The sequence below is a fragment of the Planococcus sp. TJ-307 genome (assembly GCF_058268435.1).
The window spans coordinates 1,171,210-1,188,025 of record NZ_JBZDOJ010000001.1 but is presented as its reverse complement, the minus strand read 5'-3'; the positions used below and the strand labels follow the sequence as shown (position 1 = coordinate 1,188,025).

General features: G+C 42.1%; 16 protein-coding genes. 5 read left to right on the top strand and 11 right to left on the bottom strand.

Going from position 1 to position 16,816, the window contains the following annotated elements; all coding sequences use genetic code 11:
- Positions 1 to 34 precede the first annotated feature (34 nt).
- Entirely contained in the window at positions 35 to 544 is a 510-nt protein-coding gene (locus AC4EHK_RS05715) for a PaaI family thioesterase (RefSeq protein ID WP_490977817.1), read from the top strand.
- On the opposite strand, the gene AC4EHK_RS05710 is transcribed toward AC4EHK_RS05715, so the two are convergent.
- Complete coding sequence (locus tag AC4EHK_RS05710) at positions 525 to 1,589, bottom strand: CAP domain-containing protein (protein WP_490977816.1); 1,065 nt, start codon at positions 1,587 to 1,589, stop codon at positions 525 to 527. The two genes, AC4EHK_RS05715 and AC4EHK_RS05710, sit on opposite strands and share 20 nt — an antisense overlap.
- 144 nt (positions 1,590 to 1,733) lie before the next feature.
- Here AC4EHK_RS05710 and AC4EHK_RS05705 point away from each other — a divergent pair, with 144 nt between their 5' ends.
- A complete protein-coding gene (locus AC4EHK_RS05705) occupies positions 1,734 to 2,099 on the top strand; it encodes a YugN family protein (RefSeq protein WP_490977815.1) in 366 nt (121 codons plus the stop codon).
- Positions 2,100 to 2,178: 79 nt separating this feature from the next.
- Positions 2,179 to 3,234, top strand: coding sequence for a sporulation integral membrane protein YtvI (gene ytvI, locus AC4EHK_RS05700; RefSeq protein ID WP_490977814.1), 1,056 nt, complete (start codon positions 2,179 to 2,181; stop codon positions 3,232 to 3,234).
- Positions 3,235 to 3,262: 28 nt separating this feature from the next.
- Here ytvI and AC4EHK_RS05695 read toward each other — a convergent pair whose 3' ends face one another.
- From AC4EHK_RS05695 to cyoE, 7 genes are all read right to left on the bottom strand, one after another.
- On the bottom strand, positions 3,263 to 3,724 hold the full coding sequence (locus AC4EHK_RS05695) for a DUF420 domain-containing protein (protein WP_490977813.1): 462 nt from the start codon (positions 3,722 to 3,724) through the stop codon (positions 3,263 to 3,265).
- Positions 3,725 to 3,749: 25 nt separating this feature from the next.
- The gene (ctaG, locus tag AC4EHK_RS05690) at positions 3,750 to 4,673 is read right to left on the bottom strand and encodes a cytochrome c oxidase assembly factor CtaG (RefSeq protein ID WP_490977812.1); all 924 of its coding nucleotides are present in this window, start codon (positions 4,671 to 4,673) and stop codon (positions 3,750 to 3,752) included.
- Between the two features lie 261 nt (positions 4,674 to 4,934).
- A complete protein-coding gene (gene ctaF, locus AC4EHK_RS05685; RefSeq protein WP_490977811.1) occupies positions 4,935 to 5,267 on the bottom strand; it encodes a cytochrome c oxidase subunit IVB in 333 nt (110 codons plus the stop codon).
- Entirely contained in the window at positions 5,267 to 5,893 is a 627-nt protein-coding gene (locus tag AC4EHK_RS05680) for a cytochrome (ubi)quinol oxidase subunit III (RefSeq protein WP_308786113.1), read from the bottom strand. Before AC4EHK_RS05680 ends, ctaF begins: the two co-directional genes overlap by 1 nt.
- On the bottom strand, positions 5,883 to 7,766 hold the full coding sequence (locus tag AC4EHK_RS05675) for a cytochrome c oxidase subunit I (protein ID WP_490977810.1): 1,884 nt from the start codon (positions 7,764 to 7,766) through the stop codon (positions 5,883 to 5,885). The genes AC4EHK_RS05680 and AC4EHK_RS05675 overlap by 11 nt, the downstream gene beginning before the upstream one ends.
- 30 nt (positions 7,767 to 7,796) lie before the next feature.
- Positions 7,797 to 8,891, bottom strand: coding sequence for a cytochrome c oxidase subunit II (gene coxB, locus AC4EHK_RS05670; RefSeq protein ID WP_490977809.1), 1,095 nt, complete (start codon positions 8,889 to 8,891; stop codon positions 7,797 to 7,799).
- Positions 8,892 to 8,941: 50 nt separating this feature from the next.
- On the bottom strand, positions 8,942 to 9,859 hold the full coding sequence (cyoE, locus tag AC4EHK_RS05665) for a heme o synthase (protein WP_490977808.1): 918 nt from the start codon (positions 9,857 to 9,859) through the stop codon (positions 8,942 to 8,944).
- A gap of 304 nt (positions 9,860 to 10,163) precedes the next feature.
- Here cyoE and AC4EHK_RS05660 point away from each other — a divergent pair, with 304 nt between their 5' ends.
- Complete coding sequence (locus tag AC4EHK_RS05660; RefSeq protein ID WP_490977807.1) at positions 10,164 to 11,123, top strand: COX15/CtaA family protein; 960 nt, start codon at positions 10,164 to 10,166, stop codon at positions 11,121 to 11,123.
- A 33-nt stretch (positions 11,124 to 11,156) separates the two neighbouring features.
- Here the strand turns inward: AC4EHK_RS05660 and pyc are convergent, their stop codons facing one another.
- The 3 genes from pyc to AC4EHK_RS05645 form a co-directional block, all read right to left on the bottom strand.
- Complete coding sequence (gene pyc / locus AC4EHK_RS05655) at positions 11,157 to 14,597, bottom strand: pyruvate carboxylase (RefSeq protein WP_490977806.1); 3,441 nt, start codon at positions 14,595 to 14,597, stop codon at positions 11,157 to 11,159.
- 15 nt (positions 14,598 to 14,612) lie between these two features.
- On the bottom strand, positions 14,613 to 15,779 hold the full coding sequence (locus tag AC4EHK_RS05650; RefSeq protein WP_490977805.1) for an FtsW/RodA/SpoVE family cell cycle protein: 1,167 nt from the start codon (positions 15,777 to 15,779) through the stop codon (positions 14,613 to 14,615).
- A 73-nt stretch (positions 15,780 to 15,852) separates the two neighbouring features.
- A complete protein-coding gene (locus AC4EHK_RS05645; RefSeq protein ID WP_006828871.1) occupies positions 15,853 to 16,134 on the bottom strand; it encodes an Fpa/YlaN family protein in 282 nt (93 codons plus the stop codon).
- Between the two features lie 169 nt (positions 16,135 to 16,303).
- Here AC4EHK_RS05645 and AC4EHK_RS05640 point away from each other — a divergent pair, with 169 nt between their 5' ends.
- On the top strand, positions 16,304 to 16,810 hold the full coding sequence (locus AC4EHK_RS05640; protein WP_490977804.1) for a peptidyl-prolyl cis-trans isomerase: 507 nt from the start codon (positions 16,304 to 16,306) through the stop codon (positions 16,808 to 16,810).
- Positions 16,811 to 16,816 lie beyond the last annotated feature (6 nt).

Below are 16,816 nucleotides of genomic sequence, written 5' to 3'. Positions count from 1 at the left end.
TGTATTTCACTATAGACAAGAAAGGATTGGCAGCATGAGTCTTATAACTGATCAATTTGCACGTATTGTAAAAAACAGCAGTCCTGAAGATCTTGAGATGTTAACCGATTACTTAGCAAGTTTCGAGAAAAAGCAGCAAGGTGAATTCGCAACTTATTTAAGCGCTGCATTGAACATGACACGTGTCACCGACGACCGTTCTTCAATTGTCACTATACCGAATACCGCCTTTATCCACAATAATATTAATATCCCACATGGTGGAATTCTGGCAGTTCTTCTTGATACAGCAATGGGTACACTCGCCAACAGCAAATGCCAGCAAGGCTTTGGTGCGGTTACGACAAACTTGACGATTCATTACTTGACGGTAGCCGATGAAGACACTATTAACGCCGAAGCACGCATCATCCGCAGTGGCAGGCACACATTGGTGATCGAAGGAAACATTTTTCAGCAAGACGGCAAGCATATTGCAACCGCAACCGGATCTTTTTTTATCGTCCCCAAACAGAAAGAGCCTGCTATTGCTCTAAAGCAGTAACAGGTTCTTTCTCAAGAAAAATCTGGGTATAGTATTTGCCAAACACCCCGACTCCTGTTTGGTTGTATTCATCGCTAAGCAATGTGTTGCGATGGGAATCTGAATTGATCCAGCCATGTACCGTCTCCGCTGCGTCAAAATAGCGAGTGGCAGTATTAACAGCAGCCTGTTCGAAAACAATATCAGCCTGTTCCAAACGGCCATGAAGATCGGTGATTTCCATTTCTTCCGACAAGAAATTTTGTTTAGCCATGTCTTCACTGTTTTCTTCTGATACTCTATTTGCCAACGGGCTAACAATTAATGGCCTTGTTGAATGATGCAAGCGGTAAACATTTACTAAGTCAATAATTTGGTTGGCATTTCCTTCGTCTATTGATCGCTGCAGCGTTGAGGAGGGTGTCTGTTTCGGCAATAACTCACCAGAATACATCAGATCGTAAGGCTGGTGGCGAATTAACGTCTCTGCATCCATAAAGCGAACGGCCTCAAGAGCACGGTCTTCAGAATCAATATACAATTGCGCATAGACGCCATCAAATTTGACGAGAATCCGTTTGTCCATGTCTTCAGACGTAACATTAAAGGTATAAGTATTTTTTTCGTATTTAACTGTTACTTCATTTTCCAGGATCGTAAAGCGATAAACTTCATCGAGGTTTTGGCCAATCTTGTAGGGAGTTGCATCTACTGCAGTCCCTGCCGTATACACCTGAACCACTTTTCCATCTTTTACTCCTGTCATGATGAAATTAGAGTAGCTGGCGTTATAAACCCACCATTCGTAGCCATAAGCGGAAGGTTCTTTCCGCTCAGGTTCACCGTATTGTTCCAACCATGCATCACTTGATTCGCCGATAAAACTTGATATCCCTGTAGCAGGACGATCAACATCTAAGGTTTCATCTACGATATCTTCACTTGGCAAGGGATCTACCGTTTGTGGTGCTTCCAGTACTTCATTTTCATTTATTGATGGATCCAAATAAAACAAACCGATTAGAACTATCGATAGAAAAATCATAATGCGCAGCAAGTCTTTCAATCGAACAGCCCCTTTACTATTGTATCTACATTATTATAACAGCCGCCTCTACACTGACACAATCTAGCCATTGCAACAACTTAAATTATGATCTATTATTAAAGGAGTATGTAGTCTTTTTTGTTATAGAGGAGGAGAGATCCTATGTATTTTGAAAATACAGGACTTGAAAACATTCATGTAGATATCGAATTACTTGAAAGCATTATGAACAAACACGGTTTGACTAAAGAAGGTCAATGGGATTACGAGCGTGTTACTTACGACCGCAAATTCATCATTCGCGAAGGTACTTACTATTTGCGTGTATTCGCATATGCCACTAATGGCGATGTCGATTCCAACGATGCAACAATGCGTGTCATGAAGCCAGCACTTGGCAAACATTATTATCCGCATGGCATCGAGTACGGTGAAGATGAGGAATTCCCAGAACACTTGATTAAAACGTGTATCGGACTATTGACTTCCATTAAGAAGGAAGTTCAAGGTTTCGAAATTAAGGTATAAAATTTCCGCAGTTCAGTAATTGAACTGCGGTTTTTTTAAACAATGATGGGCATTTCATATTTAAGGGGGCATTCTATCCGTGAAGTGGTTGACGAAAAAAACCGTAACAATCGCTGTGGTTCTAGCAGCTTTGATTTTAATTTCGATATACATATTGCCAGTATCTATTCCGTTGATCATCGCCTTAATAACGGCTATTTTTTTGGAACCGCTTGTAAATTTTATACATAAAAGATTCAAATGGCACAGGAAATCAGCCGTTATATCCGTATTTATTCTGTTCTTGGTGGTTGTTTCCGGTTTGCTTTACTGGATTGTTACTCAATTAATCGGGCAAATTATTCAGTTTTCAAAAATGGTTCCGGAGTATATCAACTCCTTGACTGTCATGTGGGATGAGTTTCAGGGTTTCTTTTTTCGATCCACAGAAGATATGCCAGTCGAAGTGATATCTTCATTTGAAACTGAACTGGCAGGATTCATGGAAGGGATTCGTAATTGGATCTTAACGATTGTCAATTACGATACGGTATCCAACTTGTTGACAGGCATCCCTTCTTTCCTAGTTAGCTTTATCGTATTTCTCATTGCATTGTTTTTATTCATGCTTGATTTGCCTGATTTAAAAGTTATGCTATTCAATCGATTTAAAGATTCCACCGCTGAAAAAGTACGGTTTATGTTTGCACGTTTGAATAAAGTCATTTTTGGTTTTTTAAAAGCACAATTTCTTGTTAGTTGCATCATATTTGTCGTTTCTCTTATTGCTTTGGCATTCATTTCTCCTGAGTATGCCATCGTTATGTCGCTGTTGATATGGTTAATCGACTTTATTCCTATTTTAGGATCGATCATCGTCCTGACACCTTGGTTTATATACGAATTTATCACCGGGGATATTGTTCAAGGAACGCAGCTAGCTATTTTGGCACTCGTATTGCTAATTATTCGACGTACGGTCGAACCAAAAGTTATGGGGACACAAATCGGCTTGTCTCCACTGGCAACATTGGTCGCGATGTTTATTGGACTGCAATTGATCGGCTTTCTCGGTTTCTTCGTCGGTCCATTAATTGTAATTTTGTTCACTTCTGCTCGTGAAGCCGGCATGATAAAAGTTGATTTTAAAGTATAAAAAAAGGAACCTCATTGGGTTCCTTTTTTTATCCGCCTAAAATAGCTTTGAATACGGAAGTTGTGTGGCCACCTTCATAAAATACGTAAAGCAGCAAATAGACCATGACTCCCGTTATTGCAGTTGAAAACCAAACAACACTGGTAATCGGACCAATTTTGCGGTGCTTCGCTAATTGGTTTTTCCATCCCCAGTAAATAGTGATTAGTCCCATAATACCGCCAGTAGTTGCCAATATAATATGGAAAATCAAGAAAACTGTATAAAAGATCTTTAAGCTATCCGGGCCACCAAAAGCGGTATTCCCGACAAAAATAGTGCGTGACATGTAAATGATGAAGAAAGTCAGCGCCGCAGCACCAGCTCCAAGCATCACTTTCTTATGGGCTTCAATTTGACGGCGACGGATCAGGTTCCAGCCAATCGCTACCAAAATCGCGCTTAATACGATAAAAAAAGTACTAATAGTCGGCAATAGCGGCAAATTCATTTAAGTTATTCTCCTTTAGGTTTCATTAAGCGTTATGTCTGTGATAAGCCATGTCCTTGCGGTCTTGCAAAACTTTTGCAGTAATTTCATCCGCTTTGTCTGTTTCATTGCGAAGCCATTCATGGAATACAAGCCATAAGAATACGGTAAACACAAGTTCCTGTAGTACTTTCATCGTGATGCCACCGGTGCGCTGATCTTCGATCGCTGACATTGTAGAAAATAGCTCAGGACCCGAAAGATTTAATTGCGATAGGGTTCCAGCAGGGACACACAAGGCCATCGCCTGGAGCCACGCTTCCCCATCTGTATAGGTAGCATAAAAAGGAGTGCCGCTGAAGATGATCAATGCACATGCAGGAGTCATCAAAACGCTCAATCCGAACAAGTATGCCAATTTACTCAGGCCATGAAACTTATGCATGCCTTCGAGGTTATTAACAACCGGCCACCAGTAAAAAATAGCAGAGGTAAAGAGCACAATATTTACAGCACCGTGAATCCATGCATCCTGTTTAACAAAATCGAATACCATCGGAATATGGTAAAACGAAAAAATCATTCCAAACAAGATTAGCGCCAGCATGGGTCTCGTCAGAAAGTTAAACAAAGGTCTAATAACTGGAAGGGCAATAAATGCTCTCCAGATATAAGTAGGTATCCCCATGATCAATAACGGCGGAATTAGCAGCAGCAACAGCGCCATCTGAATCATATGCATTGTAAAGAGGATATGGCCGTATAGATCAACAGGTGAGCCTTTAATAATATAAAGTAGGACGAGGCCTGATACAAAAAGCGCAGCTTCTCTTATGGTAAGCGGCTGATTTTCTTTAAACTTCCCGCGCCATTTGGTAGTCACTAAAAAATATAAAATCGTCACCAAAACGAGGACTGCTAAGTAAACGGGACTCCACAAAGCTTGAAACCCGAAGATACTGATTGGCATGTTATGGGACCTCCTTTTCCTCAAGTACCCTCATTATATAGCGGGTTGCAAACTATATCAATGAACGAACTATGAACAATGCGAAATCGCTCACTTAAGATAAAACTTATTTTAGCAAGGTTTTTTTAGCCCTACTCTAAGATTCTCCTGACTGACAAGTCATACAACACGACACTTTCTTTTCTACTAATACTAACCAGACAATCCTACATAAAAGCATAAAAACCCCTTACCTCGAAAAGGTAAGGGGTTTAAAAGAGCCTACCACCAAATAATTGTAACGAATGTAAGAACGGTGATAAAAGCAACAAACATGCCACTGAACATAAAGAACGCAATCATGCCGTGTCCTTTACCGCTCATATGCATGAAATAATACAGTTGAAGAATGACTTGAATACCCGCCAGCAAAAGAATGATTGGAACAATTAGATAAGTCGAAAATCCAGCTGCAACCATCGTAAAGGCAATCAATGTCAAAAAGATCATAATTGCGAAGGTTGCTAAATGTCCCCTCATTTCGTCTGCTCTCTTTTTCTTTACGTACTCAAATTCCGCCTGCGATCTAACATGAACATGTGTATCGTGTGCCATTATCCGATCACTCCCATCAAATAGACGACAGTAAAGATGAATACCCATACGACGTCAATAAAATGCCAGTATAGCGAAGCAAGGTAGAACTTCGGTGCGTTGTACATATTTAGTCCGCGTTTGGAGTTACGGATCATCAGTGCAATAAACCAGCTTAGACCAAATAATACGTGGGCCCCGTGCGTTCCAACTAAAACGTAAAATGCAGAACTAAAAGCACTATTTGTAAAACCAAATCCTAAGTGAACATAGTGGTTGAACTCATAAATTTCCAGTCCTAGGAATGTCGCCCCAAGAATGACAGTTATACCTAACCATGCCTGCATCGCTTTAAAGTTATGGTTTTTCATGTGATACATTGCATAAACGCTTGTCAGTGAAGATGTTAATAGAATCATTGTCATTGCAAAGACTAGTGGCAGTTCAAAAAGTCCAGCGGCAGAATACTCCATGCCGCTTGGTCCTTTGTCTTTTAATGCAAGATAAGTTGCGAAAAGCGAAGCAAACGTTACTGTCTCCGCAGCAAGAAGCAACCAGAAACCAATAAACTTATTTTTCCCTTCCAACGTAGCCGTTTCAGGATGATCCGGCCATGATTGAGGGGTATATTTTTGATTAATGTCCATCGGTTTTGCCTCCCTTCGCGTCTTCAAGCAATTCTGCTTTCGTAATATGGAATCCTAGATCGTCTTTCAATGAACGCAAGAGCATTGAGCCGAACAGGATCAACAGACCGATAACCAAGACTGCTAACGCCCATGGCTTATCGCCATCGAGGAAGTACAAAGCTCCGAATGAAGCAATGAACATCCCAAGCGACATCACGAAAGGAATGATCGAACCATTCGGCATGTGGATATCGCCCAGAGGTTCAGCGAAGATCATGCCTTTTTTGTTGCCTTCCATTTTTTCGATCCAGTACGTATCAAGACCGCGAACTAATGGAGTTTGTGCAAAGTTATAGAATGGCGGTGGAGATGGAATCGCCCATTCCAACGTACGGCCATCGCCCCATGGATCGTTGCCGACACGCTCATTTTTAATCGTTGTCATTACTACGTTAACTAGCATAATGATGACTCCGATTGCCATAAACGCAGCACCTGCTGAACTGATGGCATTAAACAAATCCCAGCCCTGGTCTGCTCCGAACGTGTAAACACGGCGCGGCATACCCATCAAGCCTAAGAAATGCTGGATAAAGAATGTTAAATGGAATCCGATAAAGAAGAACCAGAACGTCCATTTCCCAAGTTTTTCACTAAGCATTGTTCCAAACATTTTTGGCCAGTATAAATGTGTACCTGCTAGAATCGCCAATACAACACCGCCGACAATAACATAGTGGAAGTGAGCTACGATAAAGTAAGAATCATGCAATTGATAATCCAATGGCGCGATTGCTTGCATAACTCCTGTAACTCCGCCTGCTACGAATGAAGGAATAAACGCTACAGCATAAATCATTGGGACTGTGAAGGAAATGTTTCCTCCCCAAATGGTTAACAACCAGTTAAAGATTTTAATACCGGTTGGGACAGCGATGATCATAGTTGCTAAGGCAAACACAGCGTTAGCCGTTGGTCCTAAGCCGACTGTAAACATATGGTGAGCCCAAACCATGAACCCGTAAAAACCGATTAGGATGGTGGCAAAAACAAGTGCCGTGTATCCAAACAAGCGTTTACGTGAAAAGATTGCAAAGATTTCAGAGAAAATACCGAAAGCCGGCAAAATAAGAATGTAAACTTCAGGGTGACCAAAAATCCAGAATAAATGCTCCCAAATAATTGTGTTACCACCCATATCAACTGCGAAAAAGTTAGCGCCGAACAAACGGTCAAAAATCATGAAGAAAAGTCCGACTGTAAGTGGTGGAAATGCCAACAATATTAAAGCAGAAGCAACAAAAGTTGTCCACGTGAACAATGGCATTCTCATATACGTCATACCTGGAGCACGCATGTTGATAATGGTTACCAGGAAGTTAATTCCTGCAATCAATGTACCAAAACCAGATATCGTCAATCCCAGTGTATAAAAATCAATTCCGTGCCCTTCTGATGCCAGCGCCAACGAAGCATAGTTCGTCCAACCTGCATCCGGTGCGCCTCCCATGAACCAAGAAAGGTTCAAGAAAATTCCACCAAAGAAAAACAACCAGAAACCAAGTGAGTTTAAGAATGGGAAAGCTACGTCACGCGCACCGATTTGCAAAGGCATAATCGCGTTCATGAAAGCCAGCAATATTGGCATCGACGCCAAGAAAATCATGGTAGTACCGTGCATTGTTATAATTTCGTTATATAGTCCGGCACTCAGGAAATCATTTCCAGCTTTCGCCAGCTGAATACGGATCAACATCGCTTCTACGCCACCAACCAGGAAGAAGAAACCACCTGAGATGAGATAAAGGATCGCGATTTTTTTATGGTCGACCGTTGTCATGAAGTCCCAAATAGTAGCGCCGAAGCCCTTTTTTTGAGCGATAGAACTCACACTGTATACCTCCCTTTTTATGCTTTTTTTCTACTCTTCAACTGATAAGCCCATTAAATAGGCTGCAAGAGCATCGAGTTCTTGATCTGACAGGTCTTCACCATTATTCAATGATGCTGCATCTGGCATTAAGTTGCCAGGTTTGTATTCTTGTGGATTTTGAATCCAGTTTTTAAGGTTTTCTTCATTGTGTTCTAAGTACCCTGCAACGCGGTTGCGGTCACCAAATGTAGCCAAGTTAGGTCCCACTCCGCCAGTTCCGCCAGCACCAGAAGTCGCATGACAAGAAATACAAGCTAAACCGTCCTGTCCGAACAACTCTTCACCTTGCTGTGCAAGGTCGCCTTCAACTGCTGCTGGTTCTTCTGCCTGCATTGCAGTTACCCATTGGTCAAACTCTTCGCGATCCACAGATTTCACTTTAAAATCCATTAATGCGTGAGATGGTCCGCAAAGCTCCGCACATTTGCCATAGAATACACCATCTTCAAGTTCTGATGATTCTTGGTCGAAAGTTAAGTAGAAAGTGTTTACGTTTTCAGGATTGACGTCCAATTTACCGCCAACTGATGGAATCCAAAACGAGTGCTTGATGTCCGCTGAAATCAAGTTAAAGTAAACACGTTCGTCGGTTGGTACAACCAATTCTTGTGCAGTTACAATCCCTTGTTCAGGATACTCAAACTCCCACCAATATAACTTTCCGGTAACATTGACTGTTAGATGAGTTGAAGTACCATCTTCTGCCTGAACGTCCATTGTAGAGACGTCAGCCAAATCGAATGTTGAATAAACTGTTGGAACAGCAAGAATCAGTAGGAGAACAATCGGAACTGCTGTCCACAAAAACTCTAATCTTGCACTTCCTTCAACTTGTTCAGGAATCATGTCTTCCCCCATTTTAGAACGGCGGAACTTAACGATTGCTAAAACGAAAATGATCGATACAACAATAATTACGAATAGCATAACAACAGACGATAAAATCAATAAGTTAAACTGATCTTGCGCAACTTCGCCCGCAGGTATCAAGGTCGAAATTTCTTCGCGCCCACATCCCGCAAGAACAACTAGCAATGTAGTCATCAATGCGAAAAGCCGCCATTTTTTTATTCCCTTCATCATAGCTTTTCATACCCCTCTCATTTAAATAATTACGTTGTCGAAATGGCCGTTTAGATGAAGACAGCAAAAATAATCATTGAAACAAATAAGATGGTCATATAGTTCAATGAATAAATAAACATTGTCTTCGCCCATTTCAAGTCATCAGCAACTTTAAATCCACGAATGGCCAATACCAGCCAACCGATATTCAAAAGTGTCGCCAAGATGATGAAGCCCGTCCCAAGTTCCATTAATAGGAATGGCAGAGGGAAAAGCATTACAACCCATGCAAGCATCGATTTTTTTGTTCGATGGAATCCTTTAACTACCGGTAGCATGGGAATATTCGCTGCCCGATATTCTTCTGTTCTTTTCATAGCCAACGCATAAAAATGTGGTGGCTGCCATATGAACATAATTAGAAATAGCGCCCAAGCGCCCATGCCGAGAGTCGGTTCCACTGCAGCCCACCCGATAAGCGGTGGAATGGCACCAGAAATGCTCCCTACAATTGTATTGCTGACATGACGTCTTTTTGACCACATGGAATATAAGACGACATAAGCTAAAACTCCGGCTATTCCCAGTACACCAGCTGATACAGAAGCGGAAAACAAAAACAATTCGCCTATAACGATGAAAGAAATAGCTAGGGCCAATACAGCAGACGGCTTGAATCTTCCAGTCACTGTCGGACGTGCTTTCTTACTTTCCATCAAAGGGTCTATATCTGTATCGATGTAGTTATTCATGGCTGCAGAACCTGCGATGATCAGTGCTGAACCGACGATAGTATAGACAAGAATATCCAGTTCGTTCAGAAAATGTCTGTCGGAAAACTGAAATGCCAACCACAAACCTGTAAAGACAGTAATCAAATTAGAATTTACAATTCCAATTTTTATAAGTGCCAAAAAGTCTTTCAGGAATGTTGTCGCTTCCGGCGCTTCATGAGTATCTGCAGACATTGCCCGGCCGTTTGACATGTAAGTCCCTCCTTTCAAAGATGTAAGCATATTCCGCTAACCATAACTATATCTAAATTCCAGTTGTTTTTCTACATATAACTGAAATTTCCTGATAAAAGAGATGATATACACGTAATTGGTCTCACTAATATCCATCTCTAATCATACATCAACAATCACGTTATTTTAAGATAGAAAAATAATAGTTTTTGAACAGTTTGTGAAGCTCCATTTATTATGTCCAAATCTTGAAAGTTTACACTATTGCTGATTTCTCGTTGTATTTTAAAGAAACATTCGCTATTATCGAGTATGCAGGCAGATGAACGTTGAAAAGTTTTCTATAAAAAAAGTAGGTGGAGTTTTGAAGCAAAATAGATATATTAAATGGTTCGCTGTGGCAGCTACGGTAGGTATGTTATTTATTCTACTTGGCGGTGCTCTCGTTACAAAAACTGACAGTGGATTGGGTTGTGGCCGAAATTGGCCAGACTGCAATGGCAAACTGATTCCGGATAATATTACGCCTGAAGTATTAATTGAGTTTTCTCATCGCCTCGTTACTGGAGTAGTTGGCATTTTGATTGTCATCTTGGCAGTCTGGGCATGGAGAAAATTTGGACATGTTCGGGAAACGAAATTTTTGGCTGTTATGGCTGTTTTTTTCTTGGTATTGCAAGCATTGATTGGAGCAGCACAAGTACTTTGGGGACAAGGTGATTTTATCCTGGCGCTGCATTTCGGGATTTCCCTGTTATCGTTCGCTTCCATCTTGCTGCTGACGCTGCTCGTTTTTGAAGTAGATCGGAAGTTTGATGCCGATCGCTTACAGATTGGAAAAAAACTGCGTTTCCATACGCTTGGTGTTACCCTCTACTCCTATATTGTGGTTTATTCTGGTGCGTTGGTTCGCCACACAGAATCCAGCCTGATTTGCTCAGATTGGCCGCTGTGTCGGAATGATGATTTTGCGTTGCCAGGCAATATGTACGAATGGGTTCAAATGGGCCACCGCGCTGCTGCCGGCTTGATTGTCATTTGGCTTGGCTACATTGCGTGGCACGCATTCAAAGAGTACAAGAATCAGCGTGTGATTTACTGGGGTTGGATTATTGCCTTTGGCATCGTGCTGTTGCAGGCAACAACGGGAATGCTCGTCGTTCTGACAAAATTAAATTTGTTTGTCGCACTTCTTCATTCGCTGTTGATTTCTATGCTTTTTGGCTTACTGTGTTATATGGTGCTGCTCGTTTCGCGCAGCCGAATTAAAAAATCTTCATAAAAAAATGGCTGGCGCAAATGCGCCAGCCATTTTTTATTTTTTCTCCATTTCAATCAAAAGATCTCCTGTAGAAATGCCATCTGCGGCAACTACGTGGATGTCTTGAATCGTTCCGTCAAACGGAGCCTGAACCGTAGTTTCCATCTTCATGGCTTCGGTCACCAGCAAGTGGTCTCCACGTCTCACTTTAGCCCCTTTTTCCGTTAGCACTTTTAACACAGTGCCCGGCATGGTCGCTGCAATATGGCTTTCATTTGTCGGATTTGCTTTTGGCTTGGCAGAACTATCTGCTTCTACCATCATATCCTGAATGCTGACCTCGCGAGGCTGGCCATTCAATTCAAAATAAATAATCCGCGTTCCATCTTTTTGCGGTTCGCCAATCGACACCAACTTAATCATCAATGTCTTGCCTTTTTCAATTTCCACTTCGATTTCTTCACCTAATCTCATCCCGTATAAGAACGTCAAGGTGTCGAGAACCGATACTTTGCCAAATTGGACATTGGTTGCTGTATATTCTTCAAATACTTTTGGATAAAGCGCATATGCCAATATCTCATGGCTTGTTACAGGGCGCTCCAACTTATCATACAAAGTTCGCTGGATGTCATCGAAATCTGCAGGTTCCAAAAGTTCACCTGGCCGCACTGTGATCGGCTCGCGTTCTTTTAGAACAACTTTTTGCAGTTCTTTCGGGAATCCGCCATGCGGCTGACCGATGTAGCCTTCAAAAAACTCAATGACTGATTCCGGGAAGTCGATTGATTTTCCACGGGAAATCACGGTTTCTTCATCCAATTCGTTTTGCACCATGAACAAAGCCATGTCCCCTACAATTTTCGAGGAAGGCGTCACTTTGACAACGTCTCCAAACAGCATGTTGACACGTGAATACATTGCTTTGACTTCTTCCCAGCGCATGCCCAACCCTACTGCTTTTGCCTGCTGCTGAAGATTGCTGTATTGGCCGCCCGGCATTTCATGTACGTAAACTTCTGAATGCGGACTGTTCATGCCGCTTTCAAAATCCACATAGTGTTTGCGGACATCTTCCCAGTAATGAGACAGTTTTTCGAGCCCCTCAATGTTTGCTCGTACTTCACGCCCACTGCCGCTCGCTGCGTAATAAAGCGAATTCGCGCTTGGTTGCGATGTCAGACCTGCCATCGATCCAAGTGCCGTATCCACAATGTCCACTCCAGCTTCGATTGCTTTTGAATAAAGATAGATGCCATTGCCGCTCGTGTCGTGAGTGTGCAAGTGGATTGGCAGCGAAACCGTATCCTTTAACTCGGATACTAAGCGATATGCCGCTTCTGGTTTCAACAAGCCGGCCATATCTTTGATTGCCAGAATATGTGCACCCGCTGCTTCCAATTCTTTCGCCATTTCTTTGTAATACTGAACTGTATATTTGTCCCGGCTTGGGTCTAAAATATCCCCTGTGTAACAAATCGCTGCTTCTGCAATTTTGCCGGATTGGCGGACTTCATCAATTGCCACTTCCATTCCTTTGATCCAGTTTAAGCTGTCAAAGATACGGAACACGTCAATTCCTGCATCTCCAGATTTCCGCACAAATTCACGAATAACATTATCCGGATAATTTTTATACCCGACAGCATTCGCACCGCGGAACAGCATTTGGAACAAGACATTTGGAATTTCCTGGCGAAGCTTGATCAAGCGTTCCCAAGGATCTTCTTTCAGGAACCTGTAGGATACGTCAAAAGTGGCGCCTCCCCACATTTCCAATGAAAACAAATCGCTTTGCAGATGTGCCGTTTCTTTAGCAATTTCATACAAATCATGCGAACGCACGCGTGTAGCCAGAAGCGATTGGTGGGCATCACGGAAAGTTGTGTCCGTCAAAAGGACGTCTTTTTGCTCATGGATCCATTTCGTTAAACCTTCAGCACCTTGCTGATCAAATATTTGCTTTGTGCCGTTTGGTATCGGCGCCAGTAAATCTATCTCCGGTTTGCGTGGAGCTCCGAAAATTGGTTTCTTTTTCTTTTCGATACCTGGAAAGCCATTGACCGTCACATTGCCGATATAACTCAGCAATTTAGTTCCGCGGTCTTGGCGTACTGGGAAAATGAACAGCTCCGGAGTCGTATCAATAAAGCTGGTATCAAAATCACCTTTAATGAATTTTTTGTGTTTTACTACATTTTCCAGGAAAGGGATATTCGTTTTGATTCCACGAATCCTGAATTCCTGCAAATTGCGGTCCATTTTGGCAGCTGCTTCTTTGAATGTCACTGCCCAGGTCGACACTTTCACCAATAGGGAATCGTAATACGGTGAAATGACCGCGCCTTGGAATCCGTTTCCGGCATCGAGGCGCACTCCAAATCCACCGCCTGAACGGTAAACCATTAGTTTGCCAGCATCCGGCATAAAATCATTCAACGGATCTTCTGTTGTTACACGTGATTGAATGGCATATCCGAACAATGGAATTTTATCCTGCTGTGGGATGCCTATTTCTTCACTGTGAATCATATGCCCTCTGGCAATGTGGATTTGTGCGTGAACAATATCGATCCCGGTAATCATTTCCGTTATCGTATGTTCCACTTGAATGCGCGGATTTACTTCAATAAAATAAAACTCGTCATTGGCAACAAGAAATTCTACTGTGCCCGCATTTATGTAGTTAATGTTTTTCATCAGCTTGACTGCAGCATCACAAATTTCGTTGCGCAGTTCGTTGCTGATTGAATTGGAAGGTGCAATTTCCACAACTTTTTGATGACGGCGTTGTATGGAACAATCTCTTTCATACAAATGAATGACATTACCTTCTGAATCGCCAAGAATTTGAACTTCGATATGCTTAGGTTTTTCGACAAATTTCTCAACGTACATTTCGTCAGAACCAAAAGCGGCTTTTGCCTCGGACTTTGCACGTTCATATGACGATGCTAATTCTTCCTGTGTTCTGACGATCCGCATTCCGCGGCCGCCGCCTCCAAGAGACGCTTTAACCATTAAGGGGAATCCAGCTTTTTCACTGAAAGCTTGGACTTCTTCCAAGGACTCAACAGGTCCATCTGTACCCGGAATAACTGGAATGCCCGCAGCAATTGCTTGTGAACGTGCTTTTACTTTGTCACCAAACATGTCCAAGTGCTTCGAAGTTGGGCCGATAAAGACAATGCCTTCTTCTTCGCAGCGTCTTGCAAAATGAACATTTTCGGATAAAAATCCGTAACCTGGATGAATAGCATCCACATTGGAGTCTTTCGCGATGCGTATGATATCCTCAATATCCAGATAAGCATCAATTGGTTTTTTTCCTTTGCCTACTAAATAGGATTCGTCCGCTTTATAGCGGTGGTATGAACCACTGTCTTCCTGTGAGTAAATCGCAACTGTTTGAATTTTCAGTTCTGTGCAAGCGCGGAAAACCCGAATAGCGATTTCCCCGCGGTTTGCCACCAATATTTTGTTGATCTCCTTCACACCGCAGCACACCCTTTACTTTTTCGTTTTTTCGTATTTATTGAACATGGAAACATTCATCAATACTCCCATAGCTAAAGATAACAAAATTACAGACGTTCCGCCATAGCTGATAAACGGAAGTGTTACACCCGTCAATGGAATAATGCCGGTCAAACCACCTAAATTCACAAAAGACTGGATACCAATCATGCTGGCAACTCCGGCTGCGAGCATTCTAGCTAATGGATCGTGAGTGGTCATCGCAATCCAAAGACCCCGCAGCACGACAAACCCTAAACCGCCCAGTACAAATACGACTCCCAACACACCAAGCTCTTCCGCAATGACCGACATGATGAAATCGGTATGAGGTTCGGGCAAATAACCTAATTTTTGAATTGATTGTCCCAGACCAAGTCCACCTAATCCGCCGGATCCAATAGCTAGGTACCCATTGACAATTTGGAAGCCGAAACCGAGCTCATCTGAAAACGGATTGAAAAAGGCATCCAGGCGCCCTAAACGTTTTTCAGTAAAAATCATATCTCCTGCAAAAATAACAAAAGGTACAATGATGATGGATGCTGCTGCGATAAAGACGCCGGCAAGCCGCAGAAAAGGTTTGAGGCGGACGCCGCTTGCAGACATGACGGACAGGCCAACAGCTCCGATAATCAGCATCGAGCCCAAATCCGGCTCCAAGAATACGGAAAACAGCACAAGAGTCAAAATAATGACCGGGGGAATAATGGATTCGTTTAATTTGTTAATGGTGCCGTTATTGTATTTGTTTGAAAATACACCTGCTAAATAGAGGATAATGCCTACTTTCGCTACTTCAGAAGGCTGGATGTTGGCAAAACCGAGACTAATCCAGCTTCTTGCGCCCCCAGCTGCGAACCCAACAAAGTGGACAGCAATCAAGCCGGCAAAAACGACGGTTAAAATCGTCATCATCATCCACCGTTTTTTAAAATGCTTGTATGGGAAAACGGCTGCAATTGCGAAGACCGGAAACGCGATCGCCAAGTTTATCAATTGCTGTATGTAAAAACGGTCGGGCTCTGAGCCATAATAATTGACCGACCACGCCATGCTTGAACTGTAAATCATGATTAAGCCGAATATTGTTAAAGCCAAATAAGTAAATAATAATGGATAGTCAAAGAATTTTGCGTATTTCTTGATGTAGGATTTCATTTTTATACCTCTTTTAATTTTATAGGTGATAGATTAGTAAAAAAACCCAAACAAAATTCGTTTGAGTTTTAGATCATTTATTTGTATACGCTTCGTGAAGAATGGAAAGTTTCTTCTCTAAGGTATCCATTAAATTTTTTCCAGCCTCGCGTTCGATCAGACCCAGCTTAACCGCAAAATCAATTTCACGAGATAGGCCGAACATTTGGGTGTCAAGCACCTCTTCATATAAAGGACAAGATGGCAAAGTTAAATGATCCATTTGCACCTTGATCAATTGCTCGATTTTTTCTGCGTCGGCTCTAAGGAGCTCTAAAGCCTTTAGGTGGTAAGTTTGTTCTTCTGTATGTTCCATGAGGACGCCCCCATTTTATGAGTTTTCTTCTCTATTTTCCTGTTTAAAGTGTATCTTTTAAGCACGGAAAATGCAAGCCTCTATAATGAATAGAGCTCAATCCCTTTAGGAACTTGACACAAGAAGGTATACTATTAAAAGAATGATTATGTAAATGGAGGGTTTACCCATGGAATTTATTATACCTTTTAAAGGTGAAGTGAAATTTAAGCTCACATTGGATCCGACTGTTTGGATTTTTGACGATCGAAAACTGAATTTGGAGACCTATTTCCAAGAAGAGCGGATCGAGAAAGATGAGCTCGAAGACTACAAACGCGGAATGGGCGAACACTGGTCTCGGGAAATCATGGAAGGCAGCACAGTGCCGCCGACCTTGAATTCAGAAAAAACGTACAAGAACAAAGAAAAAAAAGAAATGCTGACAGGCACGTTCGGCATTTTGTTTAAGCCTTTTCTTTTAAATGCAGAACCACATGATCACGCGAAACGTGTTGTTTTCGAAACATTGCATGGAGATTTTGATTTTCCAATTGAACATGCCGAACAATTGGTATTCAAGTTCAGCGACCATGGCAAGCCACTAAAGGAAGATGGCCCTGTCCATGTGCTTCTTCCCGATGGTTCCAACCAGGAAGATCCAATTACCGATATCCAAGCCATCCGAGTCGAATAGGAGTGA

Excerpts from the sequence above, each read along its gene's own strand:
- AC4EHK_RS05715 (WP_490977817.1), top strand. The coding sequence starts at position 35 with ATGAGTCTTATAACTGATCAATTTGCACGTATTGTAAAAAACAGCAGT.
- AC4EHK_RS05705 (WP_490977815.1), top strand. The coding sequence starts at position 1,734 with ATGTATTTTGAAAATACAGGACTTGAAAACATTCATGTAGATATCGAA.
- AC4EHK_RS05695 (WP_490977813.1), bottom strand. The coding sequence starts at position 3,724 with ATGAATTTGCCGCTATTGCCGACTATTAGTACTTTTTTTATCGTATTA.
- ctaG (WP_490977812.1), bottom strand. The coding sequence starts at position 4,673 with ATGCCAATCAGTATCTTCGGGTTTCAAGCTTTGTGGAGTCCCGTTTAC.
- ctaF (WP_490977811.1), bottom strand. The coding sequence starts at position 5,267 with ATGGCACACGATACACATGTTCATGTTAGATCGCAGGCGGAATTTGAG.
- AC4EHK_RS05680 (WP_308786113.1), bottom strand. The coding sequence starts at position 5,893 with ATGGACATTAATCAAAAATATACCCCTCAATCATGGCCGGATCATCCT.
- coxB (WP_490977809.1), bottom strand. The coding sequence starts at position 8,891 with ATGATGAAGGGAATAAAAAAATGGCGGCTTTTCGCATTGATGACTACA.
- cyoE (WP_490977808.1), bottom strand. The coding sequence starts at position 9,859 with ATGTCAAACGGCCGGGCAATGTCTGCAGATACTCATGAAGCGCCGGAA.
- AC4EHK_RS05660 (WP_490977807.1), top strand. The coding sequence starts at position 10,164 with ATGAACGTTGAAAAGTTTTCTATAAAAAAAGTAGGTGGAGTTTTGAAG.
- AC4EHK_RS05650 (WP_490977805.1), bottom strand. The coding sequence starts at position 15,779 with ATGAAATCCTACATCAAGAAATACGCAAAATTCTTTGACTATCCATTA.
- AC4EHK_RS05645 (WP_006828871.1), bottom strand. The coding sequence starts at position 16,134 with ATGGAACATACAGAAGAACAAACTTACCACCTAAAGGCTTTAGAGCTC.
- AC4EHK_RS05640 (WP_490977804.1), top strand. The coding sequence starts at position 16,304 with ATGGAATTTATTATACCTTTTAAAGGTGAAGTGAAATTTAAGCTCACA.